The sequence below is a fragment of the Leucobacter chromiireducens subsp. chromiireducens genome (assembly GCF_016758255.1).
GTDB lineage: Bacteria > Actinomycetota > Actinomycetes > Actinomycetales > Microbacteriaceae > Leucobacter > Leucobacter chromiireducens.
The window spans coordinates 1-13,200 of sequence record NZ_QYAD01000004.1; the positions used below are offsets into that span (position 1 = coordinate 1).

General features: G+C 60.6%; 13 protein-coding genes. All 13 read right to left on the reverse strand.

Annotated elements, in window-relative coordinates:
* Positions 1-98: 98 nt before the first annotated feature.
* The 13 genes from D3226_RS11000 to D3226_RS11060 all read right to left on the reverse strand — a co-directional run bounded on the left by D3226_RS11000 (position 99) and on the right by D3226_RS11060 (position 13,029).
* A complete protein-coding gene (locus D3226_RS11000) occupies positions 99-1,619 on the reverse strand; it encodes an ATP-binding protein (RefSeq protein WP_202382627.1) in 1,521 nt (506 codons plus the stop codon).
* Positions 1,616-2,392, reverse strand: coding sequence for a hypothetical protein (locus D3226_RS11005; protein ID WP_202382628.1), 777 nt, complete (start codon positions 2,390-2,392; stop codon positions 1,616-1,618). The genes D3226_RS11000 and D3226_RS11005 overlap by 4 nt, the downstream gene beginning before the upstream one ends.
* A gap of 26 nt (positions 2,393-2,418) precedes the next feature.
* The gene (locus tag D3226_RS11010; RefSeq protein ID WP_202382629.1) at positions 2,419-3,888 is read right to left on the reverse strand and encodes an SCO6880 family protein; all 1,470 of its coding nucleotides are present in this window, start codon (positions 3,886-3,888) and stop codon (positions 2,419-2,421) included.
* A gap of 6 nt (positions 3,889-3,894) precedes the next feature.
* Positions 3,895-5,250: a conjugal transfer protein TrbL gene (locus D3226_RS11015; RefSeq protein WP_202382630.1), complete on the reverse strand. Its 1,356-nt coding sequence runs from the start codon at positions 5,248-5,250 to the stop codon at positions 3,895-3,897.
* A gap of 33 nt (positions 5,251-5,283) precedes the next feature.
* Positions 5,284-5,553 (reverse strand): DUF6112 family protein, encoded by a 270-nt coding sequence (locus D3226_RS11020; protein ID WP_202382632.1) that lies wholly within the window; start codon positions 5,551-5,553, stop codon positions 5,284-5,286.
* Positions 5,554-5,684: 131 nt separating this feature from the next.
* Positions 5,685-5,951 carry a DUF6112 family protein gene (locus D3226_RS11025; RefSeq protein ID WP_202382633.1) on the reverse strand — a complete coding sequence of 89 codons (267 nt, stop codon included), beginning with the start codon at positions 5,949-5,951 and terminating at the stop codon, positions 5,685-5,687.
* Positions 5,948-7,123 (reverse strand): M23 family metallopeptidase, encoded by a 1,176-nt coding sequence (locus D3226_RS11030; protein ID WP_202382635.1) that lies wholly within the window; start codon positions 7,121-7,123, stop codon positions 5,948-5,950. The genes D3226_RS11025 and D3226_RS11030 overlap by 4 nt, the downstream gene beginning before the upstream one ends.
* Positions 7,123-7,824, reverse strand: coding sequence for a hypothetical protein (locus D3226_RS11035; RefSeq protein ID WP_202382636.1), 702 nt, complete (start codon positions 7,822-7,824; stop codon positions 7,123-7,125). The genes D3226_RS11030 and D3226_RS11035 overlap by 1 nt, the downstream gene beginning before the upstream one ends.
* A 70-nt stretch (positions 7,825-7,894) precedes the next feature.
* On the reverse strand, positions 7,895-8,965 hold the full coding sequence (locus tag D3226_RS11040; protein ID WP_202382638.1) for a ParB N-terminal domain-containing protein: 1,071 nt from the start codon (positions 8,963-8,965) through the stop codon (positions 7,895-7,897).
* Positions 8,962-9,807, reverse strand: coding sequence for a hypothetical protein (locus D3226_RS11045; protein WP_202382640.1), 846 nt, complete (start codon positions 9,805-9,807; stop codon positions 8,962-8,964). Before D3226_RS11045 ends, D3226_RS11040 begins: the two co-directional genes overlap by 4 nt.
* 497 nt (positions 9,808-10,304) lie before the next feature.
* Positions 10,305-11,039: a DUF2637 domain-containing protein gene (locus tag D3226_RS11050; RefSeq protein WP_202382641.1), complete on the reverse strand. Its 735-nt coding sequence runs from the start codon at positions 11,037-11,039 to the stop codon at positions 10,305-10,307.
* On the reverse strand, positions 11,036-11,941 hold the full coding sequence (locus D3226_RS15180) for a bifunctional DNA primase/polymerase (protein ID WP_202382642.1): 906 nt from the start codon (positions 11,939-11,941) through the stop codon (positions 11,036-11,038). The genes D3226_RS11050 and D3226_RS15180 overlap by 4 nt, the downstream gene beginning before the upstream one ends.
* Positions 11,941-13,029 carry an ArdC-like ssDNA-binding domain-containing protein gene (locus D3226_RS11060; protein ID WP_202382644.1) on the reverse strand — a complete coding sequence of 363 codons (1,089 nt, stop codon included), beginning with the start codon at positions 13,027-13,029 and terminating at the stop codon, positions 11,941-11,943. The genes D3226_RS15180 and D3226_RS11060 overlap by 1 nt, the downstream gene beginning before the upstream one ends.
* Positions 13,030-13,200: the final 171 nt, after the last annotated feature.

Genomic DNA, 13,200 nt, shown 5'->3' on the forward strand with positions numbered 1-13,200 from the left:
CCTCGTCGAACGCCGCACAGATGGAGAACGAAGTGAGGGTGCATCTTCTGCGAATACGCACCCTCACACCCAGTCCAGCGCCCCGTCGACCCGCAACTTCACGCCGAATCGTCTTCAGGAATCCTGAACTTGCGGGTTTCTCCGGTCATGCGAGCGGTCGTGTCGAACACGTCGAGTTCTGCCGGGTGCATCTGGTGTTGCACCACGAAGCTGCGTTCCTTAATCCGCCAGAGTCCTTGCCCCGTGCCGAGCCCTGGAAGGAGTTTTTGCTCCGTACCGGTCAGCCCGAGCGCGGCCGCGGTGTTCCCGAGCTGGTCAGGTTCTTGCCGGTAGATGATTCGGGTTTCTGCGTTCGCAAGGAGAGAGTTTGCAAGGGCGCGCATTGCGGAGCCGGAATCCCCAACGTTTTCGAGGTCGGAGAGCTTGTGGAAGATGAGCATGTTGGCGATGCCGTAATGCCGTGCCATCCGCCATTGGGCGTCCATCCGTTTCAGTAGTGCTGGGTAGGCCATGAGTCGCCAGGCTTCGTCATAGATCACCCAGCGTTGCCCGCCTGTCGGGTCCAACAGTGCTGATTCCATCCAGGCTGAGGAGCATGTCATTAGCACTGAGATGAGGGTCGAGTTTTCGGCGACCCGCGACAAATCAAGACTCACCATCGGCAGTGACGGATCAAACCGCACCGTTGAGGGGCCGTCGAAGAGTCCGGCAAGATCACCAGCCACGAGGCGGCGCAAGGCGTGGCCGACGAGCCGGCCATCTTCTGCCAGTCGCCCGTCGGTGTCTGTTGCGTGGTCGGGTGCGAGGACGCGGTCAACCACCATCGGGAGAATCGGTACATCTGCGGAGCGCACCGCATCTTGGAGGGCAAGATCAATGGCGGTGTGTTCAAGCGGTGACAGTGTCCGGTCCAACACGGTTTCCGCGAGCGCGCCGATGAGTTCTCGCCGGCGCGACGCCACTTGGGATTCCCATTCAGCGTTGGAGAGCCCCGAGGGTCGGTGCCCTTCATCGAGAGGATTCAAACGGTTCCTCAACCCGTGCCCGAGCACGATGGCTTTCCCGCCGACGGCTTCGGCAACGGCAGTATGTTCCCCTTTCGGGTCACCCGGCACATATACGCGTCGCCCGAACGGGATCGACCGAGTGTAGAGGCTTTTCGCGAGCGAGGACTTCCCCGAACCGACAATGCCAGCTAGGACGATGTTGGGGGCGGTGATGATTCCGCGTGCGTAAAGCGTCCAGGGGTCGTAGACGAATGAGCCGCCAGAGTAGAGATCTTGACCGACGAACACCCCGTCCGCTCCGAGTCCTCCTTCGGCAAGAAACGGATACGCCCCGGCTAACGTGGCTGAGGTGTCTTGGTGCCTGGGGAGCCGAAACTTTGCAGGGGTCCGTAGCGCGTCGGCCCGTGCTTCACCTGCCGCGGGTAAGAAGTTCGTGGCGCGACGTTCCGCGCGTTCCGCTTCATATTTGTCCCGTGCAGCGGCCTGTTCCACTTGGCGCGCATTTCGTTCGATCTGGGTCGCAGCTTTCTTACGAGCCTGTCGATGCTTGCGGCTCTCCCCAGCCGGTGCAATGAGTGCCGCTGTGTGCAGTCGGCTCGTCTCTTTTGTCACAGCGACCGCCCCACTCTCGTGGACAGTGGCGCAGGCGCGGGGGCAAACCAGTCGTCCGCATCTTCAATGTCGCGAGCACGAGAGGCTCGTTGTACTGGTGGCTGCGGAGCCGCTACGCGTTCGGGTTCGGGTTCTGCGGGATGGTGGGCGCGGTGGAGTGAGACGTGGCCGAGGTCGTAGTTGTAAGTGAGGGTGTAGTCGTCTCGCGTCACGACCCGGTCCAATGCGCCGGTGGGGACTTCGTCGTAGATGTATCCGTTGACCAGTGCTGCTTGGGTGGTCTCCTCTCCGAAGTCGTATCCAGTAAGTTCCGTGATCACCGCGTCGCTCCCGTCACGGTCGAGAAGGTTGAGTAGCCGGTCGGCTTCATGCCCTTCGAAAAATACGATGTTCACCCATCGAGGTGCTGCCAGATGTTTCGGGGTTGCGGGTTGCCAGGCGATTCGGCCTGAATGTTGCGAGGCCGCATCGAGACAGGCTTCTGCCTGCCCGAGCAGGGCTGCAGCTGCCCGAAGTTCTACCGCAGCTAATTGCGCCGCTTGTAGTCCGTCCGCAGCATCACCACGATCAGTGCTTGCTTGCCCTTCGTGAACCGTGTGAGCGGTTGCGACGTGCCGCATGACTTGTTCGAGCGCACGAACGCCACCCAACAGTTCCCCGGTGACTGGGTATGTGTCGGCGGGGTTTTCAAACTGTGTGGTGCTGTGTGCCAGCGAGCGCAGTGCTTGATATGCCGTTGCGGCGTCGACAACCGGTGGGTCGGTGGGGGCCATAATCTTGTTCCTTCCGGATGGGTGGGTTAGACGGTGCGGCACAGTGGGAGTGCTGCAACGGTGAACGCTTGGGCTTGCTGACCAACCAAGCGACGGGTTTCACACGAGGCCTGGATTGCGGCTTGTTCGATCGCGGCGACGGCGGTGTCGAGCTCGTCCGGAGTGGGGGCGCTCACGGAGATGAGACCGGTGAAACGCAGGACCCCGTGGCCAGCGGTGAGGTCGGCTTCTTGTTGCAGCACGTCCCCGTATTCTGCGGTCTGTGCTGCGTCTTCGATCTGCCCCATTTTTTGCCGTTGTGCCGAATCTGAGATCAGCTCGGTCTTCTTTTTTCGGATATCGCGGGCTGCCGCATCCGAGCGGATGGGGGTGCACAGAATCGTGAACGAGCGTTGGATTCCCGTGGACAACAGCACGGGTGAGAGGAATCCAGGAAAGACTTGAGATCTGGGCCACTCACTAATCCACAGCACCGCATGATGTGCGGAATCCGACCGCAATGTGTCCCACGTTTCAGTCACCGCCACCGGCCCTGCCGTTGCGAGCGAACGACCAATATCGCCGTGCCGTTCAAGAATCGCAGCCGACGCGGGATCGTACGCGGAACGAAGAATCACTGCGACCTCGGATGGCGACAGCCAGCCGATAATGGCGAGGTCCGCGGCACGCAAGGCCGTGGTGAGGGTAGTCATTTCTTGACGGAGCACCGCTGCCGCGCCTTTGATGCCGCCCCCGTTAGTGCGAATCTGTTTTGCAGCGGCCCGCATATCGAGGGCGAGACTGATGGTGGTGGCGTGCCGTTCTCCAGCGGGCCCTGCCCGTTCGATGAGTTCCCGGTACACATTCGACGTCCATGACCCATCGTCGTGACCGCGACTGCGCCACCATTCCAGCAGTCCTGACCCTCCGTCTGGGAGAGTTCGTTCGAGTACTTGGAGCTGCGCAATCCGCCCCGACCGGCACATGGTCGCGAGCACGCGCGCCCACGTTGATACGCGGCGATCCTGTTCCCCCGGATCAAGCAGCACGAATGCAGGATGGCTGACTCCGACGATTGCGGTCAGTGTGTGCGCGTACGGATCATGGATCATCGCGGCACTTGATTCTGGATCGTGCCATTCACGCAACGCCGTTGCGTCTCCCGGGAGCGCGAGTGTGCCTGCCGGACGTGGCTTCACAATTTTGCGGCGATACGTCCGCTGTCTTGCGACGGTTCGTGCAAACCATCGGGTCGTGACTGGCACCCATTCCACCAGTTTTCTGCTTCCTACGGGTACCCAGGCGAGCGTCGCACTGAGTACCCAAATGGGGGCGGTCCATGCGAGCAGCATCCCGCCGCCCGCATACAGTGCGCCCACGATGGAGAACACGCCGATGGAGAGCACGATGAGTTGTGGGAGCGAGAGCCCGAGCATGATGCCGCGTCGGGTGAGGCGAGAAAACTGGACTGGTCGAAGTTCAAACTCTGCTGCTCGTGCGGCTTGGTGATTCGACATGGACTACTACTTTCCTGTGGCAGGTGGAGCGGACGGTGCCGGAGGAACCGGTGGGGCGGCAGGCGGGGGGCTTGATGGCGCTGGTGTGGGCGATGCGGTGGGGGTCGGAGTAGAAGGGGGTGTGGTCTGCTCTGCACCAGCGGCATGTCCTTCCGCGACTCCGCCAATTGCGCCACCCAGTTTTGGTCCCGCGGTCGCGGTTTCTTTGACTACTTGTGCACCAATCACCGCGGCTGCCGCAGGTCCTGCCGCAGCCGCCCCAGCACTCGCACCGGCTCCTGCACCTGACCCGGCTCCGCCTGCCCCTGCACTTCCCGCCACAGCCGTACCCCCAGAAGAGCCTGAACCGCCAGCAGCAGATGAGCCACTCGCTGAGCCTCCGGATTTACCGCCGCCGTCGAGCACCTTCATAGCACTGTCGCTCTTGGGCGCAGAGGCCACCGGGACTGGCCGGTTCAGCGCAGATTTGGCTTCCTGTTCGGAACTCATCGCGTGGTACATGTCAAAGCCCACAAACGCCAAGAACTTGTAGGTGAGATATGGGGCGAACGCGGCAATGAACATCAGCACCACTCCCGAGATTGGGTCACCGATGGACGCGAGATCCAGTTCAATCGGGGCGGCCACCTGTGTAAACGCGACGAGGAAGATCACCACGAGAACGAGTTTTGACAAGATCAACGCGATCACGAAGGTGGCCCACTTTCCAAACCAGCCCTTGGTGACATCCCATGACGCTCCGGCGAGTGCGATGGGTGCAAACACGATGGCGACTAACAGCAAGGCTTTACGGATCAGGAGTGAGAACCAGACGATTGCGGCAGCGCTGATGGCGAGGCCGGCGAGGAAAATGGTGATGATCGCCCCGACCCCTGGAGCGGCGATCTGGATGCCGGCGAACCCTGCGGCAAGCAGCGTGATGCGGTCACCAATGGACTCCATCGTGTTCCCGGTCGCCTGCACGATCCCGACCGCGAGTTGATCCGTGATCTCTAGGAGCAGCCCGGTGAGGGTGATCGCGAGAAAGGCACCCAGCACACTTTTTGCAGCCCCGAGCGCCGCACGAGTGAGCGCGGTGGGGTCTCGGTGTACGAGTCCGGTGATGAGTTGCAGGCAGAAGAAGATCAAGACGAAGAACACGGCCACTCCGAAGAGGATGTTGTACACGCTGATGTAGCCGGGGTCGGTGACGTCCACGAGCGTGGTGGAATCGAACACGGACCAGACGGCTTCAAAGAGCCAAGCAGCCGCGCCACCCATCGCTTGGGCGAGCCAATCAAATGGGGCAGCCACCAGGGTCGCAGCGCCTTGTCCGACGGTTTCGCAGACCTGGGCGATAACGGGTACGTCGCAGACACTCACCGGGTTCTCCTTCCTCTTCGGTTTGATTGACGGTTAGACGGCTTGGCCGACGCCCCAGAAGAAGTTGATGAGCGTGACTGATGCGCCACAGATCACCGCTGCACCGCAGGAAATGAGCACGCCGATCTTGCCGCGGCCCGCGAGATGCGGGTTTGAACTATTCGCCCCGAATCCCCACACGATTGCGGAGATGATGAGCGCGAGGACGGAGAGGATTAATCCCACAGTCATGACGGCACCGACGATGATGCGCAGCTGTTCGATGCCGGGAAGACCGGTTCCATTGGGGGCAATGTCGATCACGATGAGACTCCTTCACTTGAGCCCTCCGAGATAGCGGGCTTTCCAGCGAGGTGCACCACCCGCCACCACGGATACAAGCAAGGAACGCGCATCAACGCGGTTCTTTGCACCGCTCCGGAAAGTGGGGCAGGTTACAGCTGGTCGCCGATACCGATGAGGAAGTTCACCCAAGCAACCCCGGCACCGGCTAAAGCTGCGGCACCGATCCCGACGAAAACTCCGATGCGGGCTTTGGTGGCGGCCTGATAGTTACCGGTGCTTGCTGCGATGGCCCAGATGATGGCTGAGACGATCAGCATCAGCACGGCGGCGATGAGAACGAACATGAGGAGCGCACCAATGATGGCGCGAAGGTCATTCGCAGCGCCCACTCCGCCAAAGTCAGGAAACACGTTCATTTGCGTCCTCCCAAGGTGCAGCTTGCGCGACTTGTTTTACTCTCCGTGAGGCCTTCCGCCCCTTGGTCGGCGAGCCACTGCTCGGAATCAATCGCCGGTTGTCCTTGCCCGCCTGGCCGGATTTCCAGATGCAGATGCGCGCCGGTGGATTTCCCTGATGACCCCACATCACCGATATGTTGACCGGCGGTGACAGTCATGCCTTCGGTGACATGGATGCCGTGTTCCCACATATGTGCGTAGTACGACGCGACCCGTTCACCTTTGACCGTGTGCTCGATAATGATGAGTCCACCCCAGGTGCCGGTGTAGCCGGCGTGCACGATGACTCCGTCAGCGACCGAGAAAATCTGGGTGCCGTCAGCGGCTCCATAGTCGGTGCCAAAGTGGTAGTCCGGTTCGAATGTGATCGGGTCGGTTCTGGAACCAAAACCACCAGTTTTCACCCACGAACCATCTGGGAGCGGGAATACGACCCGGGTCGTTTCTGGCACGGACGAGTCTCCGCGACCTCCGGTGCCCGCAGGTTTCGTGAGGGCGGTCAGGATCGTTTCTGCGACGGGTTGAAAGTTTTGGTAGCGGTCCGGATAGGCGGACACCTCGACGGCTTGGGCGGCGGCTCCCGGGTCGAGTTGCTGCCAGCCCGAAATGTCTAGGAGTCCGCGAGGCGATGGATAGTTCGGCCCCGAAGGCCCACCGTAAAATGCTTGAGCCTGATAGTTCGGGTTCATGAGATCGTGAACGGTGCCCCAACCGGCGGTGGGACGCATTTGGAAGAGGCCGAGGGAGTCATGATCTGATCCGTTGCCGTCATTGGGGTAATCGCCGGATTCTGGGTAGTTGCCCGTGTTCGCGAGCATCCGGAGATCCGATTCGGTGAGTGCCGCCATGAGTGCGATCACAACCCCTGGCCGCCCCACCCCAGTGGTCTGCCCGCCGACGGTGATGATCGTGGCCGCATGAGTGAGTTGTTTCCGGTTCAGCGTGACCGTTTCGCCGTTCTTGGTAGTTGCGTTGAGAGACTCTGGGATCGGCCCAACCGTGAGCGAGCCCGGAGTGCAGGCGGTCGTCGCGGGGCCTGCGAGTGCCGCGACCGAGACGACGGTAATCGTCGGCCCAAAGAACAGACCGAGGAGTGCGAGCGCGACCAGTACGTTACGAAACACCGTCATCACCGCAATGGAGTATCAAGCTGTGAGAGCCGCAGCAGTTCACATGATCCGTCAGTGTCTTCGTCAGTTTCGTCGTCAGATCGGGATTCGCCGCACACCAGGAACACAGTGAAGGTGACTGGTCGTTCGGTTTCGATGGGTTCGGTGCTCCACGTTCCTGCACGATGCCGAGTGCCAGTAATGGTGTACGCCGTCATCCCGGGAAGGATCTGTCCGGGCGCAGCCTGCTGCACCGCCGTCTCCCACGCTGCTGGAACTTCGATGTCAGTAACGGTGATCCACTGCTGGGTCTGATGGGTCCGAAGCTGTGTCCAAGCTGCCGGCGTGGGGAGGTAAGCGCGCACATCACTCGCCGCAGCATCCGCTTCCAAACCCGCGGTCGCATCGGCAAGGGGCTGTGCATAGTCAGCCGGGGTGTAGCCGCTCGTCGTGTCCCAAGTAAAGAGGGCTTCGATGATGGCGAGCGCCGTTGCTTGGGGATCACTACTCGTGGGCACCGATTGCGGTCCGTACTCCTGAACGGCACCTGGAGTGGGACCTGGTGTTGAGGTGTGCGGTTTCTGAGTGACCGGGGGCTCACCGGTGTTGTTTGGTCCGGTGAAGAGTCCGTAAAGGCCGATGCCGATGAGAGCAAGAAGGATCAGGCCACCCGAGATAGCGGCGATGAGGGCGGCGCGGTGGCGACGATCTGTGTGGTCCATCCTGGGTGTCCTTCCATGCAAAATGTGGTCGCATGGAAGGTGCACATCTGAACCCTGGAATCTGGGCAGGCTAAGCGATTTCGCGGCGCTGGACGCGGGCGGCGCGAGCGGTGGCAGCGAATTCGTTGCTTACCGCCAGGGTCCGTTCGAACTGTTCCCACTGCTCTGTAGTGAGTTCTGAACCAATCACAATCGGGTCGTACCGATCAACCCAATTTGCAAGGTCGTTCCAGAGATAGACAAAGGACCGTGTGGGAAGGATCGTCTGGACGGACGGCGCAACCGGGCGCAAGACTTGTTCAATCCGTTTGTCTGAACGTCGCTTGGTAGTGCTCTTGGCACGTTCGAGTGCTTGCAGTGCTAACTGCTCAAGGTCAGCGGCACGAGCGGTGTGTTCAAGTTCCCGCACTCGTGCAGCACCGGAGGCGGCAGTTTCCCGAACTCCGCCAGGCTGCGCCGGGTCACTGGCAAGAGCATCAAGTTGAGACAGAGATTGTGCCGCATGAATGCGCTGCTGAGCGCCGGTGATCGATCCACCTTCATCAATTCCATCAAGCTCTGCTCGCGCACGGGCGCGCACATCGTCGGGCTGTGCTTCGTCGTTCGCGCATGTTTGGAGTTCATTGATGCGTTCCAAGGACGTGTACGCGTTGCGGCCAGTTACCAGGAGCGCGGCCTGCTTTCGGGTATCGCCAGCAGACGGTGCCGCCACGGTGGCGGCACCGTCTGACCTGGGGTTTTCTTCCAACGAGGTGAACCGTGAGGCTTCCTGGCGGCGTGCGGCATCCTCCGCAATCACCACTTTTACCTCGGCGTAGAGAGTTGCTTCCTCGGTACGGGTGAGGGGCTTGTGCAACAGGTTGTCGTCTTGTTCGGCGAGGAGTTGCCCAAGTCTCGTAGAGAGCCCGGAGCGGACCCAGACGTTGACCGTCTTCCACCCGATCCGGCGTATCGCGGCGAGGCGGCGGGCACCGCAGATCAGCATCCCGTCTGGGGCGATCGTGATCGGTTGCAACAGGCCGTCACCTGCAATCGACTCTATGAGCGCATCCAGATCGCCCAGGTCTTGACGATGACGGTTGCCTGTCCAGATCGACTCGACTGCACGTTCGAGTTCGATGTGCCCGGTCTTGGCGCTCATAGCTGTTGCCTGTGCTGAGGGGCGGGAACTGCGCGAATAATTGCCTTCACGAGTTCGTTGTCGTGCAAGAGGTAACTGAGCGGTTCACCGATCAGTAGTCGCAGCAGAAGGCCACGTCCAGCATTGGTGCCTGCAAGGTGAGCATCAGGGGTACCAAGCAGGATGCGCAGCATCCTGAACCACGTGTCAGCGGGGAGATCGAGCAAGGCGCGTGCATGCCGGTCTCTCCGCAACGACTCATATGCTCCTGCCCGAGACGAAGATTCCGCAAGTCGGGCGCACACGTACTCGACGGCCGCCCGTGCGACCCGAGGGTCCCAGCCCAGCAGGTTGAACATCAAGATGGTGTCGCTAACGGCAGTTCCCACGCCGTGGGTGTCATCGTCAGGGTTTTCATCGTCTTCGAATGGTGATGTGGTTGCGTGAAATGCCGGGTGGTAGTCGGTGAGTTGGTTTTCTCGGTCTGAGAAGCGCTCTGCGTCATGAAACTGTGAGTAGCGGGGTCTGCGAGCTTGATGGACTGAACACAGCAGTCCGTGCGCGCGACCCTCCGCAATGCAGGTGATCTGGACGGCACGAGTTATGACGGCCCATGGGTCATCAGCTCGGCGCACCGACGCGGTCCGCATCGCTTCGAATGCGGCCGTCGCGGCTTCCCACGGGTCCAGGCCATGTTTTTTCGCCAACGCTGCATACTTCGTGGCCGCGTGCTGCATGAGTTGGGTGGCGTCTGGGTCGGTACGCCAGGCACCGGGTCCCGCCTGATCGAGACGGATCAATAGCCGTCGCAGACTCTCCGGGTGTTCGAACTCGGGTCTGGTTCCTGTCTGATTGCGTCGCATTGCGGCACCTCCTACAAGAGAGGTGCACACGCGCTCCCCAGCACCAAGAGTGGGCGTCGGGAGCGGAGACATGTCAACTCACCGGAACCCGAGCTCAGCGCTTCTGTTGCGAACAGCCTGGGGGCTTGTTATGGACGTGCTGAACACGTTGAACGAATCAAACACGGTCGTGTCTTGACCAGGCCGTGTGATCATCCGACTCTGCTGTCGAGCAGCACGTGCCCGATGTGGAAGGTGTCGAGCCCGATAGGCGAGGTCGGCTTGGAAGTTCAATCCGCGACCCGCTAACTTTGCACTATTCGCGGCGATCAGATCGGAAGGTCTCACCCATTCCAGGCCGCGCCCGACCTTCGAAGTAGCGCTCTGGCGTATGAGCGATGGATCTTGGTGCATCGCCAACGCTGACCGTTCAGCTTCCTGCACCGCACCAGCAGGAACAGTGGCAGCGACGAACGGTTCTTGATCCGGTACGCTCTCCGGCGGGAACGGGGTGTCATTCATAATGTGCGCTCCAATGGGTCAGTCGATGAAGTCGTAACCGGGGTAAACCAGCGACCTACTGTCGATGGATGTACGCCCAGGTGGCGGGCGATCTGTTTGTTTGACCAGCCCTCCGAATATCGCAACTGCGACGCAACCGCACGCCGCTCATGCACGGACGCCATCTCTACAAGATCGGCCAGCACAGATGAAGGCTCCATCCCATTTCCAGATGGCGAGGTCTCAACGGGAAGCGCCGGACTTTCTTGATCTTGTTCAGTGTGCTCGGGTCCCGGAGCGTCAACTGGCGCGAGACCAGTTCCCTCTACTGCTGTCAGCGGGATGGGTCTTGTGAGAATCACGGTGAGATGGGTGATCGCTAGCAACACGAGTGGTGGCACTGCGGCGACGCTGGCGGCGAGGAAGCTCGGCACGTCGGCGTCGGCCGCGATCACTGCATGAATCGCGTTCGCGGTGACGGACACAATCGCGCCGGCCGCAAGCAACGTCCAGGGGTACCAGGTGGGGCGACGTTGCCCAGCGAGTGCAACCACTGCGACAGTGGCGACGACAATAATTCCATCCACGATTAACGGCCATGCCCATGCCTGGCTGTTCGAGATCCCTGAACGGTGGGCAAGATCAGCCAGCGACGTGAATGATAACCAAAACGCGCCCGCAGCAATAAACACGGTGCCGGTTATCGCGGTCACGACGGCCAACCGTCGAGCTGGACGAGCTTCTGTATTCATGCCATCCTCCGTCCACGAGATGGCTGAGCGATACTCGGCAGATCTGTGCTCGATTGATCTGAGTTCCTGGTAATCGAACCTTGACTGGCGCGGTAGGCAGAATGAATTGTGGCAATGATTTCCCGAGGCTGTAGTCCCGAATGCTCAGCCGCTGGCCCTAACGCGTCTAGCGCTATTGACGGCGGGGTGCCAGCTTCAGCGAGTCGGCATGCCGCCCAAAACAGGCCCCTGTTGCGTTCACCTTCTGCCCGATCAGCGACCCATTCAGCGAGCACGCGCGGATTCGCACGTCGGGAACCCGCCGCAATTGGTACTCGCATTGGTAGAGCCGAGGGTGGGTCTAAGACGTTTCGGAGCCTAGCCGCATCAACCGTGACTCCTGGTGTTGCAGAGGCCACGATCAAACGGTATGGGGCACGTACTCCGTCCAGGCGATTGATTACAGATGGCGGGGCGATCACATAGCCGCCAGAGCCTCGGAAATCTATATGCGCCCGTGCGACTTGCCACGAAGGCTGCGTCTGTTCAGTGGCTGCCGGAAAGTAGGCGTGGAGTCCGCCGGATGGAGTACGAATCAGTGCTTCCCACCCGGTCGCGTACCCCTGCTCGTGCGCCACACGAAACGCTGGGTATCCGGTTCCGTGTGCGGCGACATCGACATCGACCACGTCGATACCTGATGCAGGGCCAGTTGGGATGCCGATGTTCGCGGAAGGCCACTTCTTCCACCAGCCAGCTACGACTTCTGGGTCGATGGTGGCCTCATGGAAGCCGTGCTTCACCAACGGGCGTTTCTCGCCAGGCACGCAGGGAAACACCGGCATCCCTTCGGAAACGAACCGCGAAGCCGCATCCGGAAGTGATAAGCCAGCGACTTGTGAGAACACGTCGAACCGTGACATCACAGCCCCCTCACCGGCGCAATTGTTTGAGAGGGTGGCAGGGATGCAAGCGGATCATTACTTGCGGATAGACCGTGCCGTTCTGGATCTCGCTTTTGCGTTGTTGTGTCACGGGTGAGCCCAGGTGGGTCGCCGTTACCGATCATGTCGGTATCAAGCTGGTCAAGAATGCCGGCTGCGGTCTTGCGCACCCGTTCCCCAGTTGCCTGCACTACCTCGACCGGTGACTTTCCATTGACGTTGCTTGCCCAGCCAGCAACGTATGGGATTGTGTACGAGGACGTATCCATGTCATGTGCGGCACCGATCATCAACGCAATCGATTCTGCTTCCACTTCACCGATACCTCGATGCTGCAGGGCCTCTGGTTGATCGGGTCCGTGCAGGAGTACATGGGCAAGCTCGTGAGACAAGGTCTTCACTTGCGCAGCAGAGTCCATATTCTCTCGCACAGCAACGGTTCGTTCTCCGAAATCGGTGAGGCCATTTGCTCCGCGAATCATGCCTTCATGTGGCACTCCTATCACGGTAAACCCGGCGGATTCAATTTGTCTGGTGAGTCCTTCCCAGAGCCCGGTAGGTGCCTCGCCGGGTAGGAGGCGTGGTTGCGGTGGAGACGGAACTGGGTCGCCTGTGGTTTGGGAAACATCCCACACGTAGGCAGGCCGAACACCTACGAGTCGTGACCGAGTCGTTTCGCCAGGCACTGGTTTCTCGTACCGGGCCAGCTTTCGCCACGACTCCGCAATCGATGGTGTGCGTGACGCAAAACGTCCCATGACTGGCGCAAAAATCATGTAACCGGCTTGACCTTTCTCGACCTGCCGGCCAAGCGTCTGCCACTGCTTGAATCCCGCCACGTGGGAAGGCGCTGGAGCGGCTACGTTGCCTCCCTCAAATGCAACCAGATGTTGTGTCCAGATGAGCAGCGTGTTGTTGAAGCTGCGAGCCCTGAACCGAGCAGCGAACTCCAGAGCTCTTTTCCAGTCTTCACCAGACACTATTTGTTCAACTGCGCTCGTGAGCTTTTCGTGGAGCGCATCTATTTTTTCGTCACGAACGGCTCTACGTTCTTTTACCGTCGCCATTGCCAACCTCCCCTCGGCCAGTCACCCCCAACGGCGGGTGACCCTTGCGACCAGAAGGTGCGCTAGGTGAAACAGCGAAGACAGCATTCGGACGGTGGACACGAAGTGAATGACCGCCAAGTGCATCGCTAACCCGACGTAGTCAGCCCACTTTTACCTCAGAACTGGGCC